Here is a 14,147-nt window from a genome sequence, read left to right on the forward strand (position 1 = left end):
CAGGCTTAGTCGAGTTTCGGATAGCCGAGCGCCATCGCGTCGCGTTCGTAGTCGAGGATCGACGCGTAATCGGCGAGCGTGCGCCGGACGACGCCGGTGAGCCGAAGCCGCCGGGCCAGCGCCGGGTCGGCACGCGAGGCGTCGGCGAGCGCCTGGAAGACGCGTTCCCGCGCGTCCTCCGGCAGCCGGGTCGACGCAATGAACGGCAGCGCGCCCGCGCTCGCCGTCGTGCCGATCACGCGCACGCCGTCGGTCAGTTCCGGCGCATGCGTCTGGGCGAAGGCGAAGGTCACGCAGTCGATCGCCGCGACATCGGCACGGCGCTCGATCGCCAGCGCGCGCAGCGACGCGAGATGCGCGCCGGTCCACAGCACCGACGAAAAGAAGCGGCCGTCCCGCGCGAGCGGCGCGACGGCGTGTCGCAGCAGGTTCATGCCGCTGTTGGAATCGGCGGCGTTGCTGGCGGCGCGCAAGCCACGGCACGCCTCGAGCGACGTCGCGCCGACATGCGCGCCCGCCACCAGGACGCTGCGATAGCGGCCGTCGTCGCAGCCGGGAAGATCGAATGATGGTGCGCCGAGCAACCGCACCCGCGAGGCGAGCGCATGCACGAGCGGATAGCCGCAGGTCTGCGACAGCAGAAGGTCGTCGCGGAGCCAGAAGGTGGTCAGATCGGCGTCGGCATCGACGATGTCGATCGTATCGCCGCGCGCTTCCAGCCAGTCCGCGAGATTCGCGCGGACGTGATGCAGCAGTTCACGCCAGTCCGCCGCGAGCGCGGGGCTGACGTTGTACATCGGCAGTGCGGCGATCCAGCGCATCGGGGGAATCCGGAAAGTCGGCGTTGCCGCATGGTACAGCGGCGCGGGTCAGCCCGCGAGACCGCGCCGGGACGTCGCGAGACGGCCGGAAGCAACGTCCGGCCGCAGCGGCGCGGCGTCCGGATGCACGGCATCCTCGGCTTGGGCGAACGCGTGACGGACCATCCATTCGCCATACCCGCGCACGACAAAGCAGCCATTGCGGGCGCGATAAGCGTCGCGGCGGCGCGCGTAGATTTCGCCGAGCGCGAACCACGGCGCGCCGGGCAGGTCGTGATGGACGGCGTGGTAGTTATTGTTGAGAAAAAGCAGGCGCCACGCCCAGGCGGCTTCGTTGATGACCGTGCGCTCGTCCACCTGCGCCGCCGCGCGATGCTCCTGGAACGACCGAACGGACGCCAGCGCGAGCGACGCATAGCCGACGCCGAAGACGAACGCGCGCCACGGAATGCCGCAGCGGGCATCGAGCCACCACGCGAGCGCCGCCAGCGCGACACCATGAAATACCCAGCTCGCGACGATCGCCCAACGCCGCTCGACCACGGCGCGGAACGCTTCGCGCAAGGTGGCGGCAATCGAGAACCAGGGTCCGAGCAGCAGTCGTCCGGCGAAGGTATTGCGCGCGGCGAGCGCGCCGCGCAGCACGACGCCGGCGCCCGCCCATTGCTCCGCCGTCACGTAATAGCTTTCCGGGTCGAGGCCGGGCTTGGTCAGATGATCGTCGTCGTGATGGCGCAGATGGGAGTCGCGATACACCGCGTACGGAAACCACACGGCGAGCGGCGCCAGGCCGAAGAGCATGTTGACGAGCGGCCAGCGCGTCGGGTGCCCGTGCATGAGTTCATGCTGCAACGACATGTACCAGCACGACAGCAGCGCAAGCAGCCCCAGCGCGGGCACGAGTCCGAGCGCACGCGCGTTCAGCGCGACTCCGAACCAGCCGGCGTACACCGCGACGATCACCGCCCAGGTCGGCCATTCGCTGCGCCAGCGCCAGCTGGCGCGCCGGGCTTGCAGTTCGATGCGCTGGACGTCGTCGAGATAGCGGGGCATGGCGAAATTCACGCGGAGTCAGAATGGGCGAGGGGCCATCGTAACGGCGCGTCCCGCGCGCTCAAACCAAGCATTCCGTCTAAGTTTTCCTGATGCGGCGCTATAAGCTTCGGGGCGTCGCCATTATTGGCCGGGCGATCCGGCACGGTATCCTTGACGCCTTTAGCGGCCTTCGCATCGCCCATGACCGAACCCTCCGCGTCCCGCTCGCTGCAAACCTCGGCTCTCTTGCCGCGCAGCTCCGCCCGCCTCGTCGCCGGGTTGATCGCCTTCAATCTGCTCACCTGGATCTGGGCGCTGGTCGCGTTCCGGCACTATCCGCTGCTGCTCGGCACGTCCTTGCTGGCGTATTCGCTCGGGCTGCGTCACGCCGTCGACGCCGACCACATCGCCGCCATCGACAACGTCACCCGCAAACTGATGCAGGAAGGCAAGCGGCCGCTGTACGCCGGATTCTTCTTTTCGCTGGGCCATTCGACCATCGTCATCCTGGCCACCGCGCTGATTGCCGCGACCGCGCTCGCCGTGCAGGGACGCTTTGCGGACTTCCGGGAGATTGGCGGGCTCATCGGCACGTCGGTGTCGGCGCTGTTCCTCTTTCTGATCGCCGCGATGAACCTGTTCGTGCTGCGCGGCGTGTGGCGCGCGTTCCGGCGTGTGCGGCGCGGCGAGCCGGTTCGCGAACAGGACGCCGATCTGCTCGCCGCCGCCGGCGGCCCGCTCGCGCGTGTCGCGCGGCCGCTGTTCAAGCTGATCGGCAAGAGCTGGCACATGTATCCGCTCGGCTTCCTGTTCGGCCTGGGCTTCGACACGGCCACCGAGATCGGCCTGATGGGCATCGCCGCGGCGGAAGCGGCGCGCGGCCTGCCGGTCTGGTCGATTCTCGTGTTTCCGATGCTGTTCACGGCCGGCATGTCGCTCGTCGATACCGCCGACAGCCTGCTCATGACCGGCGCCTACGGCTGGGCCTTCACGAAACCGCTTCGCAAGCTCTACTACAACCTCACCGTGACCTGCGTCTCGGTGCTGATCGCCGTGCTGGTCGGCGGCATCGAGTTGATCGGACTGATCGCCGGCCGGCTGCAACTGAGCGGCGGACTGTGGGACGTGGCCGGCGCGCTGTCGGAACACTTCGGGGCGCTCGGCTACGGCATCGTCGCGCTGTTCGTGGGGTGCTGGCTGCTGTCGGCGCTGATCTGGAAATGGCGCGGCTACGACGACCTCGACCAGAGCGTCACCGGCTGAAGCCACGGGCATTCTTCCTGCTGTAAGGATGGGCCAGCCGCCCATCCAATCCCGCATCGGGCGGCGACCAGGGAGACCCCACATGAACGACCCCCAAGCCGGCGCGGACTCGCCGCACCTCGACAGCGCCGAGCAGGAGCAGGCCGCCGAACATTCCGCGCCGCATCCGCTCGTGATCCACGAGATCGTGCGCGAGGAGGGCGAAGTGGCGATGGAACGCACCTTCGTCGCGCTGATGTTCTCCGCGCTCGCCGCCGGCCTCTCGATGGGCTTTTCCTTTCTCGTTCAGGGCGTTCTCGACAGCGCACTGCCCAAGCGTCCCTGGAGCGATCTGATATCGAGCTTCGGCTATACGATCGGCTTCGTGTTCGTGATTCTCGGCCGCCAGCAGCTGTTCACCGAAAGCACGCTGACGGCTGTGCTGCCGGTGCTCACGCGCCGCGATTTCGCGACGCTGTTCAAGACGCTGCGCCTGTGGGCAATCGTGCTGTTCTTCAATCTCGTCGGCACGAGCCTCTTCGCGGCGATCCTGCAGATCCGCGGCGTATTCGCGCCGGACGTGACCGAGGCGCTCGCCGAACTCGCGATGACGCCGCTGTCCGCCGAATTCGGCGTGACTGTCGTGCGGGGCGTGTTCTCCGGCTGGCTCATCGCGCTGATGGTGTGGCTGCTGCCGAGCGCGCGTTCGGCGCGGCTGCTGACGATCCTGCTCGTGACCTATACCGTCGCGGTCAGCAAGCTGACGCACGTGATCGCCGGTTCCGTCGAAGCGGCGTATGCGGTGATGAGCGGCGCGGCGGGCATCGCGGACTATGTCTTCGTGTTTTTCGTGCCGACCCTGATCGGCAACATCATCGGCGGCGTGTCGATGGTAGCCATCGTCAATCACGCGGCGATCGCGCCGGAGATCGGCGGCGCGTCGCAGCGGAAGGCGGACCCCGACTAACCCAGGCTATTTGTTGTTGCCCGCACCAGTGCCGTACAGGCCGTTCTCGAAACCGGTATTTCCCTCGGGCTTCTGGTGCCTGCCCGAGGCGGCACGGCGACCCTGCGCCGCATCCTTCGACTGCGGCTTGTTCGATTCAATGACTGGACTGCCCGCAGACTCGGACGCGCCGTTCGCGCTCGAGTCGGACTGGCGGTTGTCCTGGCGTCCGGCGCCCGCGCCCTGGGTGATCTGCGCGACGCCGCAGGTACTGAACGCGGCGATCAGGCTCGCGAGGACGAGTCGAACGAACCGTTCGTGAGAAAGGCTGGACATGGCGGCTCCCGGCATGATCGAAATACGGTCTTTCGAGCAGGTTCGATGCCTGACGCCGCGAATCGTGAGATGCAGAACTGGCTGGGTACGCCCGGCTCGCAACGAAACCAAACGAAACGAGAGCGGGCGTCCACCGGGAGTCGCGCCTGTCGCGCGAATGGCGAAAGCGGCGGTTCAGGCCGCTTTCGCCCAAAGCCTGTTGGTCGGGCTCCTGCCGCGCGAACCCGAATGGCGCGGACCGGCATCGATCGTATCAAAGGCGACGCGCAGGGCTTCCGCGCGCTGCTTCTGCGCCGGCACCAGCGCATAGCCCTGGACGACCGCCGTCAGCCGCTCGCGCCAGTACTCGACGTTGAGCGTTCCGGATGCCTGGTTTTTCATGGTGCGAAGCTGCGCGAGCGCGCGCTCGATATGCTGAAGTTCGACATCGGCCATTGCCGAGGGCAAAAGGCTGCCCTTGGTCTCGCTTTTCTTCTTTTTCATCTGGTCTTCCTCTCGGCCGTGCAGCACCCCATCCGGCTCGCGGATCGCGTGCTGCCCCAGGCACCCCGTTCACCCGCGCATGTTTTTTAAATCTGTCGCGGGCGGCCTTTGCTCTTTTCTTCGGATGACCGATCGATGCCAGTTAACAACTGACTCGATCGTTAGCAAAAATGTACGCAATGACTGGCGGGTGGCTCCGTCTGTCATCGCACACTCGGGCGGCCGGAAGGTGCGGCATGAAACGTTGCCGCATGAGACGTGAAAAACCTTATTCGCTGCTTTCGGGCGGTTCCGCAGCCTTATTGCCGCTGCGGCGGATCTGCTCTTCCATCGCGAGATCGAGCTTGCTGACCTTGCGCGGCCTGGCCGGATCGCGGGCGTTGACGAACGCGACGAAGGCGTCCATGGGCATCGTGTCCGAGAGCCGGGCGGAGCCGGCGGCTGAGCGTTCCACGAGATAGAAGAGGCCGCCGGGCATCGACACCGCCGCGTAGTTCGGATTGCCGCTGCGCGTCTTGAGCCGTTCGACGGCGTTGATGGCTTGGGTGGAGCGCATGATCGCCGGGTTATTTCTCGGTGCTGTCGGTGCTGGGGGTGTCGGACGGCGCGCACTTCTTGCCCGCGCCCTCGATCCACAGATTCGACGCGTGGCGCTTGCCCGGATAGAAGCGGTAGGTGGTTTCGCCGTTGTCGTAGCGCACCTTGATGACGTTCGAATCGCCGAATTCGAGCATCACGCCTTGCGGGATGGACGTCTGCTGGTACTTGGCGTCGTGCTTCTTCGCTTCCGCGTCGATGCACTGGACGATACCGTTCACCTTGTCGTTGGTCGACGATTTCTCGACCTCGGGTTGTCCGGCATCTTCGTTGTGAAATTGCGCACAGGCGGCGATCAGCAAAGGCAGCGCGAGCGCCGCGGCAAGTTTTTTCATGGTCTTTTCCGTCTGGATCTCCCGGGGATCGCTCCCGGTCGAGGTGTCGGGCTGAACCCGGCATTAGAGCACACGCCCTTTACAGTTCGGACAGGTTCGCGAGCAGGCATCCCGGACGATGCAGCAAGGGCCGCGCCCGATTCGGGACGGATCACGCGTCGGGCGGCACGCCGAGCAGCGGCAGCGTCCCGCCGACGATCCCCGAAAATACCGGCCCGGCCACCGTGCCGCCGTAGTAACTGCTGCCGCCGGGTTCGTCGATCATCACGGCGACGATCAGGCGCGGATCGCTCATCGGCGCAATGCCGACGAAGGACGCGCGATACTTGTTCGCTGCATAGGCGCGCCCGATCTGCTTGCGCGCCGTGCCCGTCTTGCCGCCGACGCGATAGCCGTCGACCGCCGCCGCGCGCCCCGTGCCGTGTTCGCCGATGGCGCGCTCCAGCATGTCGCGCACCGCCCGCGCGGTGGCGGGTTGCGTGACCGGCAGCGCGTCGCGGCGCTTGTCGCCGGCGATCAGCGTGGCGGCGTGAAAGCGGCCGTCGCCGGCATAGGCCGTGTAGATCTGCGCAATCTGCACCAGCGACAGCGACAGGCCATAGCCATAGGCCATGGTGGCCTGCTCGATGGGCTTCCAGCGCTCGGGCGACCGCAGCCGGCCGGTGGCCGCGCCGGGAAAGGTCAGCTCGGGCGCGCGGCCGATGCCGTATTCACGATACTTGTCCCAGATCGTTTTCGCGGGCAGCTGCAGCGCGAGCTTCGTCAGCGCGACGTTGCTGGACATCTGCACCGCCTCCGCCACGGTGATGACGCCGTGATTCGACGTGTCGTGAATGACGTTCGGCCCGATCTTGATCGTGCCCGGGCCGGTGTCGATGCGCGTGTCGGGCCGCACCTTGCCGAGATCGATGGACAGCGCGGCCACCAGCGGCTTGATGGTCGAGCCGGGCTCGAAGGTGTCGGTGAGCGCGCGGTTGCGCAACTGTTCGCCGGTGAGGCGCGTGCGGTCGTTCGGATCGAAGCTCGGGTAGTTGGCGAGCGCCAGCACTTCGCCGTTCTTCGCGTCCAGCACGACGACGCTGCCCGCCCGCGCCTTGTGCTTCAGGATGGCCGCCTTCAGTTGCGTATGCGCGAGCTGCTGGATGCGCCGGTCGATGGTCAGCTGAATGGTTTCGCCGTTCTGCGGCAGGTCGATCTCGCCGATCTGCGAGATCACCCGGCCAAGCCGGTCGCGGATCACTTCGCGCTGACCCGCTTCGCCGGTGAGGCGGGCGTCGGCGGCCAGTTCGACGCCTTCCTGGCCATGGTCCTCGTTGTTCGTGAAGCCGACCACGTGCGCCGCCGATTCCCCTTCGGGATAGAAGCGCTTGGTGTCCGGCACGAGCGTGATGCCCGCGCGTCCGATGGTCGCGATGCGCTCGGCGGCTTCCGCTTCCACCTGGCGCTTGAGCAGGACGAAGGCGCGGTTGCCGTCGATGCGCCGCTGCAATTCCTGCGGCGGCATGTCGAGCAGGCGCGCGATCTCGTTGCCGTGATCGCCGTCGAACAATTTGGGCGAGGCCCAGACTTCGTAAGTGGCGAGACTGACGGCGAGCATCGAACCGTTCCGGTCGACGATGCGCCCGCGCGTCGCCGACAGCGACAACGTCCGCTGATAGCGCTTCTGCCCTTCGCCGATATAGAACTTGTGGTCGATCACCTGCACCCACAGCGCGCGCGCGCCGAGCGCGAGAAACGCCGCCGTCACGCCGACGACGACCAGCCGTGAACGCCAGGCGGGCAAGGTGGTGGTCAGGACCGAACTGCGGTGATGCGTCTGGAAATCGCTGCCGCCGCGCGTCTTCTTCTTGAACATCGTTGTCTCACAAGTAAGCTAGGGAGTGCCGGCGGCGGGTTCCCCAATGATTCAGAACAGGCTTCAGGGCAGGCAGGACAAGGCGGCATCGAGCGCGGCGGCGTCGTCGCCATCCGGCAGACGAATGCCGATCTCACTCGCGAGGATCTGCCGCAGCTCGGCCACGCTCGCGGCCACGCGGGCTTCGCTCGGCGCGCCGTCGTCGTGCGTGTGATGGATGTGCAGGCGCCCGTTGAACAGGCCGTAGCGCACGCCGGGCGCGAGGCGCGCGGCCAGCAGGTTGTGCACGAAGACCGATTGCGGGTAAGTGGACACGAAATGGTTGGCCATGTCGTAGTCCGCGTCATACTGCGGATCGAGATCGAAGTGATAGACGCTCGCCCAGTTGCCGTCCACCAGCGCCTTCAGGATGAACGCGGGCGGCTGGCCACTCGCGCCGTCTGCGTTCTCCACCCGGAACGCGCCGTGCGGCGTGATCTGTTCGAGACCGGTTTCGAAGACGAGCGGCGCTGAAAGCACCATGCCGCCGAAACCGACATCGGCGAGATAGGTGCCTTCGTCGAGATCGACCAGCAGCAGCATGTGCGTGCGCGCAGGCAGGTTTGAGACGTCATGATTCCCCTCGCGCCCCCACAGCACGCGACCCGCGAAGCTGCGCACGCGAAAGCCCAGCGCGCGTAGAACGCTGCGCAGAAGCAGGTTGTGTTCGTAGCAGTAGCCGCCGCGTTCCTGCGTGACGAGCTTGCGCTGGATCGTGGCGAGATCCAGCCGGACCGGGCGGCCGAGCAGGACGTCGAGATTTTCGAAGGGGATGGCTTGAGGATGCAGCAGGTGCAGCGCGCGCAAGGTGTCGAGCGTCGCCGCCGGGCGCGCGGCGGCGGAAAAGCCGATGCGCATGAAGTAGGCGGCGAGGTCGGGTGAAGTGTCGTGTGCGTTCATGTGGAGTCCGGGCAAGGGTCGGCTTCGATGTCTGTCGCCATGTCCGCGAGCGCTGTCGCAAGCGTGCATATCTTACTTCACGAAAGCATCGAAATTACAAAAAGCATACGCTGCTGTGCGGCCGTGCTTTCAACTGAGGTTCAGTTGAACTGTGACGCAACGCCGATGGTCTTTCCAAGGTTCAATACGCAACCGTGCAATTGATAAGGGGCGCCACACCATGTCGAAAGATGCAAACGAAGGGACTCAGCCGAATCAATCGAACCAACCGGAAAACGGCAAGCCGGCCAGCGAGACCTGTGCGGGCAAGCATCCCGCGCCGCCGTGCACGCTCGTCATCTTCGGCGCCGGAGGCGATCTCACCAAGCGCCTGCTGATGCCTTCGCTGTACAACCTCGCCTCGGACAAGCTGCTCGACGACGCGCTCGAGATCATCGGCGTGAATCGCGGCGAACGCGAAACCTCCGACTGGCGCGACGAGCTCACGCAATCGCTGCGCAAGTTCGCCTCCGACAAGGCCGCGACCTTCCACACGTCGAAGCTCGACGAGGAAGCCTGGAGCTGGGTCGAGCAGCGGCTCGAATACTTTCCCGGCGAGTTCACCGACGAGGACACCTTCAAGCGCCTCAAGGAACGTCTCGCGAAGGCCAAGTCGGGCAGCGTGATCTTCTACTTCGCGGTGGGCGCGCGGTTCTTCGAGCCGATCGTCGAGCATCTCGGCGCGGCCGGCTTGCTGGAGGAGAAGGACGGAAACTTCAGGCGCATCGTGATCGAGAAGCCGTTCGGCACGGACCTGGCAACGGCGCGCGAGCTGAACGCCTGCATTCTCAAGTACGCGCAGGAAACGCAGGTGTACCGGATCGATCACTTCCTCGGCAAGGACACGGTGCAGAGCATCCTGGCCGTGCGCTTCGCCAATGCGATGTTCGAGCCGGTGTGGCGGCGCGAATACATCGACAACGTTCAGATCACGGCGGCCGAGACGATCGGCGTGGAAGGGCGCGGCGCGTTCTACGAGCAGACCGGCGCATTCCGCGACATGCTGCCGAACCATCTGTTCCAGCTGCTTGGCATGGTAGCGATGGAGCCGCCCAATTCGTTCGATGCCGAATCCGTGCGCGACAAGAAAGCCGAAGTGTTCGACGCGATCCGTCCTCTGACGGCGCAGGACGTCGTGCTCGGTCAATACGAAGCGGGTCCGGCGGGGCCGGGGTATCGCGAGGAAGAGGGCGTGGCGCCCGACAGCCGCACCGAAACCTACGCGGCGGCGCGCGTGTACGTGGAGAACTGGCGCTGGGCCGGCGTGCCGTTCTATCTGCGCACCGGCAAGCGGCTGACCGAGCGCCGCACGGAGATTTCGATCACGCTCAAGGCGGTGCCGTTCCTGCTGTTCCGCGATACGCCCGTCGATGCGCTCACGCCGAATGTCTTCACGCTGCGCATCGATCCCGCGCACGGCACCACCTTCGACTTCAACGTGAAGGTGCCGGGTCCGCTGATGCAGATCGGCAAGGCGCGTTCGGCGTTCAATTACGCGGATTACTTCGCGGAGCGCGCGAACGTCGGCTACGAGACATTGCTGTACGACTGCATGCTCGGCGACGAGACGCTGTTCCAGCGCGCCGACAGCATCGAGACGGCATGGGCCGCCGTCGATCACGTGCTGCATCCGGACAGCCCGTTGCCCGTGCACGGGTATGCGGCGGGCAGCACGGGACCGGCGCAGGCAGACCAGCTGCTGGCCGATGATGGCCGCGCGTGGCGCGCGCTGACCGATCCGGTCAAAAAGAACTGAACACCACTCGAACTTCACTGCAAGGACAACACACGTGAGCACAGAATCCAGAACCAGACAGAAAACCCACGTGACGGCGGACAAACTCGCGATCAAGGCGGAACGCATTCTCGCGATCGACATCGGCGGCACGGGGTTGAAGGCGGCGATCATTTCCGAGGATGGCCAGATTAAGAGCGACCGCCTGCGTGTCGCGACGCCGCAGCCGGCCAAGCCCGACGTGGTCGTCGAGACGCTGATGCAGCTGATCGCGCCGATCGTCGCCACGCCGCCGACGCATATCTCGATCGGCTTTCCGGGCGTGGTGCGCGACAACATCGTGCTGACCGCGCCGAATCTCGGCACGCCGGCCTGGCGCGGCGTGCCGCTCGCCCAGTTGCTGTCGGAGCGGCTCGGCGACGTCCCCGCGCGCATGATCAACGACGCCGAGATGCAGGGGCTCGCGGCCATTGAAGGACGCGGCATCGAGATGGTGCTGACGCTCGGCACCGGCGCGGGCACCGCGCTGTTCCGCGACGGCGAACTGATGCCGCATCTGGAGCTCGCCCATCATCCGATTGCGAAGGACAAGACCTACGACGAGTACATCGGCAACGCGGCGCGCGAGAAGGCCGGTAAGAAGCGCTGGAGCCGGCGCGTGGAGAAGACGATCGAGATCCTCGCGTCGCTCGTGAACTACGACAAGCTGTGGATCGGCGGCGGCAATGCCGCGCACATCAAGTTCAAGCTGCCGGACAACGTCGCGACGGTGTCGAATGCGGCGGGCATCGAGGGCGGCGCGCGGCTGTGGCATCCGCGCTCGGTGCGCGAGACGCGGCAATTGCCGCATTTCAACCAGCGTGAAGGGGCGCACTGATGGCAGGCGACAGCAAGTACGGACTGACGAGCACGGGCGGAGCGGACGCGTTCGAGGCACTGGCGAACATCGAACTTGTCGTCACCGATTGCGACGGCACGCTGCTCTACACCGACAAGGCGCTCGGCCAGCCCGCGATCGACGCCGTGCGCCGCCTGCAAGCCGCGGGCGTGCGCTTCACGGCGGCGAGCAGCCGGCCGGGCAAAGGCATGCGCCATATCGTCGAGGCGCTGGGCATCGATATGCCTTATGCGTCGTACAACGGCGGCAGTCTGGTCGAGCCGGGCACGTGGAAGGTGCTGTCGTCGCACAAGCTGCCGCGCGACGTCGTACAGACCTCGCTCGAAACGCTCGCGACGGCGGGTGTCGATGCGTGGGTGTTCATCGACGATGCGTGGTACCTGACCAATCCCGACGCGACCTATGTGCCGCTCGAAACCCGCACGGTGGGTTACGAAGGCGTGCGGGTTGCGCGTTTCGAGGACCTGGATCTCGCTGCGGTCGATAAGATCGTCGGGTCGACGGCCGATACCGCGCTGCTGTCGCGCGTCGAGACTGGCTTGCAGCAGCAATTGCACGAACGCGGCCACGCAGCCCGCTCGCAGACCTACTATCTCGACGTCACCAGCATCGACGCCAACAAGGGCACTGCGGTGCGCGAGCTGGCGCGGCTGGCCAACGTGCCGCTCGAACGGGTGGCCGTGCTCGGCGACATGGGCAACGACGTGCCGATGTTCGAGATCGCGGGCGTGTCGATCGTGATGGGACAGGCGTCGGACGCCGTGCGGCGTCAGGCGAGCCTTGTCTCGAAAAGCAATGACGAAGATGGCTTTGCGACGGGCGTCGAGGCGATCGTGGCGGCGCGCGCGGGCGGCTGAGCCACGTAGCCACGAAGGGCGTTGACATCGACGCGAGGCGCTGCCGCTGCGAATGTGGCTGGGCGCGAGGCAGGCGGCTGCGTCGAAGGTCAGGAAATCCGCGGTAGGGCGTCTCAGGCGTTCGCCGCGGATCAGGCGGACGCTCGGTGTGGTTGAAGCAGTGGCAGGAAGCCGGTGCGCTTAACGACGGCGCATCGGTGCGCGCGGGGCACCGCCGCCGGCACGCTCGTCCTTGTGACGGAAATTGATGCGGCCTTTGGTCAGGTCGTAGACCGACAGTTCCAGCGTCACGCGGTCGCCGGCGAGAATCCGGATGTGGTTCTTGCGCATGCGGCCCGAGGCGTACGCGCCGACCACGACGCCGTTGTCCAGCGTCACGCGATAGCGGCTGTCGGGAAGGACTTCGTCAACGATACCGTCGAGTTCGATGAGTTCTTCTTTCGCCATATGAGGCTCCTGTGTAATGAATGATGGGTGCTGCCGCGCGTCCTGCGCCCGTGTTCGACCTGCTTCCGGCGCTGCGCTCGTCGCCGATGAGCAGCCGTGCGGCATTTCACTGGACGGCGTCGCAGCGGACTCGAAGGGCAATGCGATACGTGGCGCAACGGAAGCGCACCGCGTCTCTCTTCAGGCTCGTTGTGAGCTTGACGGCATAGGCCGGATGGACGTGCGGGCCGCGCAGGCGGCGCGCCGCGGCCGGCATGACCGGGACGGCGACGTCGGCGGACTGCGGTGCCGACGTGCGGTTAAAAAGCGGGTTATAGCGAAACGCGACGTATCGCGCGATGAAGCTTGCAAAAAACTTTCAAATCTGTCTTCAGGCCGCGGCGCGTATATCGAACGCCTGACTGATATGCGGCCAAAGGGTCAAACTTGCAAGCCCTGGCGTTATTTTCGCCTAAAACGCTTGATTAGACAATGAAATTCGCCGGAAGGTTTCTGCAAGGGCGCTTTTTGCTACAACCACCCGGCCTTCTTGAAACGCCAGTACAGCACGACATCCACCACCAGCATGACAGCAATGCAGGCCGGATAGCCATATACCCAGTCAAGTTCGGGGATCGACTTGAAGTTCATGCCGTAGATGCCGGCGATCATCGTCGGCACGGCGAACAGCGCGGCGAAGGAACCCAGGCGTTTGGTCACCTCGCTTTCGGCCAGCGCGATCAGGCCCAGATTCACCTGGATCGCCGTGACGATCATTTCGCGCCTTCCCTCGATGGTCTTCACGATGCGCAGCAAGTGGTCGTACACGTCGCGGAAGTATTCCTGCATGCCCGAACACACGCCGGGCGACCTGCCGCCATACAGCTTGCTGACGGCTTCGAGCAAGGGCGCCGTGTGATGCTGGAGAATCGTCATGCGGCGCTTGAGCGAGTACAGGTCCTCGATGATCTCGCGCGACTCCACCGAACCCTTTTGCTCGAAGATGCGTTCTTCGACTTCGTCGAGTTCGGCGCCGAGCGTTTCCAGTACGGGGAAGTAACGGTCCACGACGGCATCGAGCAGCGCATACATCACGAAGGCGGGACCGTGCTTGAGCAGATGCGGTTCGCGCTCGCAGCGCTTGCGCACTTCCTGGAAGCCCTGCGTGGTCCGGTTGCGCACCGAGAGCACATAGTTCTTGCCGACGAACACGTTCATCTCGCCGACCAGCACGTCGCCTTCTTCGTCGAATTCGACTGTGTGAAAGACCGCGAACAGCGAGTCGCCGTACTCCTCGATCTTCGGCCGCTGATGACCGTTCTGCGCGTCCTCGACCGCCAGTTCATGCAGCCCGAACTGCTGCGTCAAGTGGGCGAGTTCGCCGGGACCGGGCTCCTTCAATGCAACCCAAATGAAAGAGTCGGGACGATCGCGATAGGCATTGATGTCGTCGATGGGCACATCGGCGAGCTTTCGGCCGTTCTCATAAACCGCGCAGTTGACCAGCATGGGGCGCCCTTTTTTATATCGATTTCTTGTTATCGATGTGACGCTATCGATGTGACCCGGCCACGCGTCGATGGGCGCTCGGGGGGCGCGAGCG

Annotated in this window: 15 protein-coding genes; 5 read left to right on the forward strand and 10 right to left on the reverse strand. The window is 65.5% G+C overall.

What is annotated here, in order from left to right:
* Positions 1 to 5: 5 nt before the first annotated feature.
* Both QCE62_RS29755 and QCE62_RS29760 read right to left on the reverse strand, forming a co-directional pair.
* On the reverse strand, positions 6 to 821 hold the full coding sequence (locus QCE62_RS29755; protein ID WP_309926078.1) for a PhnD/SsuA/transferrin family substrate-binding protein: 816 nt from the start codon (positions 819 to 821) through the stop codon (positions 6 to 8).
* Between the two features lie 48 nt (positions 822 to 869).
* A complete protein-coding gene (locus QCE62_RS29760; protein ID WP_309926079.1) occupies positions 870 to 1,874 on the reverse strand; it encodes a fatty acid desaturase in 1,005 nt (334 codons plus the stop codon).
* A gap of 183 nt (positions 1,875 to 2,057) precedes the next feature.
* Here QCE62_RS29760 and QCE62_RS29765 point away from each other — a divergent pair, with 183 nt between their 5' ends.
* Entirely contained in the window at positions 2,058 to 3,119 is a 1,062-nt protein-coding gene (locus QCE62_RS29765) for a HoxN/HupN/NixA family nickel/cobalt transporter (RefSeq protein ID WP_309926080.1), read from the forward strand.
* A gap of 82 nt (positions 3,120 to 3,201) precedes the next feature.
* The gene (locus QCE62_RS29770; RefSeq protein WP_309926081.1) at positions 3,202 to 4,065 is read left to right on the forward strand and encodes a formate/nitrite transporter family protein; all 864 of its coding nucleotides are present in this window, start codon (positions 3,202 to 3,204) and stop codon (positions 4,063 to 4,065) included.
* A gap of 6 nt (positions 4,066 to 4,071) precedes the next feature.
* On the opposite strand, the gene QCE62_RS29775 is transcribed toward QCE62_RS29770, so the two are convergent.
* The 6 genes from QCE62_RS29775 to QCE62_RS29800 all read right to left on the reverse strand — a co-directional run bounded on the left by QCE62_RS29775 (position 4,072) and on the right by QCE62_RS29800 (position 8,589).
* Positions 4,072 to 4,380, reverse strand: coding sequence for a beta-xylosidase (locus tag QCE62_RS29775; RefSeq protein ID WP_309926082.1), 309 nt, complete (start codon positions 4,378 to 4,380; stop codon positions 4,072 to 4,074).
* 174 nt (positions 4,381 to 4,554) lie between these two features.
* Complete coding sequence (locus QCE62_RS29780) at positions 4,555 to 4,863, reverse strand: hypothetical protein (protein ID WP_309926084.1); 309 nt, start codon at positions 4,861 to 4,863, stop codon at positions 4,555 to 4,557.
* A 268-nt stretch (positions 4,864 to 5,131) separates the two neighbouring features.
* Complete coding sequence (locus QCE62_RS29785) at positions 5,132 to 5,419, reverse strand: hypothetical protein (protein WP_309926086.1); 288 nt, start codon at positions 5,417 to 5,419, stop codon at positions 5,132 to 5,134.
* 10 nt (positions 5,420 to 5,429) lie between these two features.
* On the reverse strand, positions 5,430 to 5,795 hold the full coding sequence (locus QCE62_RS29790) for a hypothetical protein (protein WP_309837933.1): 366 nt from the start codon (positions 5,793 to 5,795) through the stop codon (positions 5,430 to 5,432).
* Positions 5,796 to 5,946: 151 nt separating this feature from the next.
* Positions 5,947 to 7,650 carry a penicillin-binding protein 2 gene (locus QCE62_RS29795; RefSeq protein WP_309926088.1) on the reverse strand — a complete coding sequence of 568 codons (1,704 nt, stop codon included), beginning with the start codon at positions 7,648 to 7,650 and terminating at the stop codon, positions 5,947 to 5,949.
* 63 nt (positions 7,651 to 7,713) lie between these two features.
* Positions 7,714 to 8,589 (reverse strand): arylamine N-acetyltransferase, encoded by an 876-nt coding sequence (locus QCE62_RS29800; RefSeq protein WP_309926089.1) that lies wholly within the window; start codon positions 8,587 to 8,589, stop codon positions 7,714 to 7,716.
* A gap of 220 nt (positions 8,590 to 8,809) precedes the next feature.
* Here QCE62_RS29800 and zwf point away from each other — a divergent pair, with 220 nt between their 5' ends.
* Genes zwf through QCE62_RS29815 form a run of 3 tightly spaced genes read left to right on the forward strand, consistent with a single transcriptional unit; the run spans position 8,810 to position 12,118 of the window.
* The gene (gene zwf, locus QCE62_RS29805; protein WP_309926091.1) at positions 8,810 to 10,384 is read left to right on the forward strand and encodes a glucose-6-phosphate dehydrogenase; all 1,575 of its coding nucleotides are present in this window, start codon (positions 8,810 to 8,812) and stop codon (positions 10,382 to 10,384) included.
* Between the two features lie 34 nt (positions 10,385 to 10,418).
* Positions 10,419 to 11,240, forward strand: a complete 822-nt coding sequence (locus QCE62_RS29810; protein ID WP_409017939.1) for an ROK family protein — start codon at positions 10,419 to 10,421, stop codon at positions 11,238 to 11,240.
* Positions 11,240 to 12,118, forward strand: a complete 879-nt coding sequence (locus QCE62_RS29815) for an HAD family hydrolase (RefSeq protein WP_309926093.1) — start codon at positions 11,240 to 11,242, stop codon at positions 12,116 to 12,118. Before QCE62_RS29810 ends, QCE62_RS29815 begins: the two co-directional genes overlap by 1 nt.
* A 180-nt stretch (positions 12,119 to 12,298) precedes the next feature.
* Here QCE62_RS29815 and infA read toward each other — a convergent pair whose 3' ends face one another.
* Together infA and corA are read right to left on the reverse strand one after the other, a co-directional pair.
* Entirely contained in the window at positions 12,299 to 12,565 is a 267-nt protein-coding gene (infA, locus tag QCE62_RS29820) for a translation initiation factor IF-1 (protein WP_006999277.1), read from the reverse strand.
* 510 nt (positions 12,566 to 13,075) lie between these two features.
* Positions 13,076 to 14,053 carry a magnesium/cobalt transporter CorA gene (corA, locus tag QCE62_RS29825; RefSeq protein ID WP_309926095.1) on the reverse strand — a complete coding sequence of 326 codons (978 nt, stop codon included), beginning with the start codon at positions 14,051 to 14,053 and terminating at the stop codon, positions 13,076 to 13,078.
* Positions 14,054 to 14,147: the final 94 nt, after the last annotated feature.

This window comes from Caballeronia sp. LZ033, assembly GCF_031451265.1.
Taxonomy (GTDB): Bacteria; Pseudomonadota; Gammaproteobacteria; order Burkholderiales; family Burkholderiaceae; genus Caballeronia.

Bases quoted from the DNA above. Each gene is read 5' to 3' on its own strand.
- QCE62_RS29755 (WP_309926078.1), bottom strand. From the start codon at position 821: ATGCGCTGGATCGCCGCACTGCCGATGTACAACGTCAGCCCCGCGCTC.
- QCE62_RS29760 (WP_309926079.1), bottom strand. From the start codon at position 1,874: ATGCCCCGCTATCTCGACGACGTCCAGCGCATCGAACTGCAAGCCCGG.
- QCE62_RS29765 (WP_309926080.1), top strand. From the start codon at position 2,058: ATGACCGAACCCTCCGCGTCCCGCTCGCTGCAAACCTCGGCTCTCTTG.
- QCE62_RS29770 (WP_309926081.1), top strand. From the start codon at position 3,202: ATGAACGACCCCCAAGCCGGCGCGGACTCGCCGCACCTCGACAGCGCC.
- QCE62_RS29775 (WP_309926082.1), bottom strand. From the start codon at position 4,380: ATGTCCAGCCTTTCTCACGAACGGTTCGTTCGACTCGTCCTCGCGAGC.
- QCE62_RS29780 (WP_309926084.1), bottom strand. From the start codon at position 4,863: ATGAAAAAGAAGAAAAGCGAGACCAAGGGCAGCCTTTTGCCCTCGGCA.
- QCE62_RS29785 (WP_309926086.1), bottom strand. From the start codon at position 5,419: ATGCGCTCCACCCAAGCCATCAACGCCGTCGAACGGCTCAAGACGCGC.
- QCE62_RS29790 (WP_309837933.1), bottom strand. From the start codon at position 5,795: ATGAAAAAACTTGCCGCGGCGCTCGCGCTGCCTTTGCTGATCGCCGCC.
- QCE62_RS29795 (WP_309926088.1), bottom strand. From the start codon at position 7,650: ATGTTCAAGAAGAAGACGCGCGGCGGCAGCGATTTCCAGACGCATCAC.
- QCE62_RS29800 (WP_309926089.1), bottom strand. From the start codon at position 8,589: ATGAACGCACACGACACTTCACCCGACCTCGCCGCCTACTTCATGCGC.
- zwf (WP_309926091.1), top strand. From the start codon at position 8,810: ATGTCGAAAGATGCAAACGAAGGGACTCAGCCGAATCAATCGAACCAA.
- QCE62_RS29815 (WP_309926093.1), top strand. From the start codon at position 11,240: ATGGCAGGCGACAGCAAGTACGGACTGACGAGCACGGGCGGAGCGGAC.
- infA (WP_006999277.1), bottom strand. From the start codon at position 12,565: ATGGCGAAAGAAGAACTCATCGAACTCGACGGTATCGTTGACGAAGTC.
- corA (WP_309926095.1), bottom strand. From the start codon at position 14,053: ATGCTGGTCAACTGCGCGGTTTATGAGAACGGCCGAAAGCTCGCCGAT.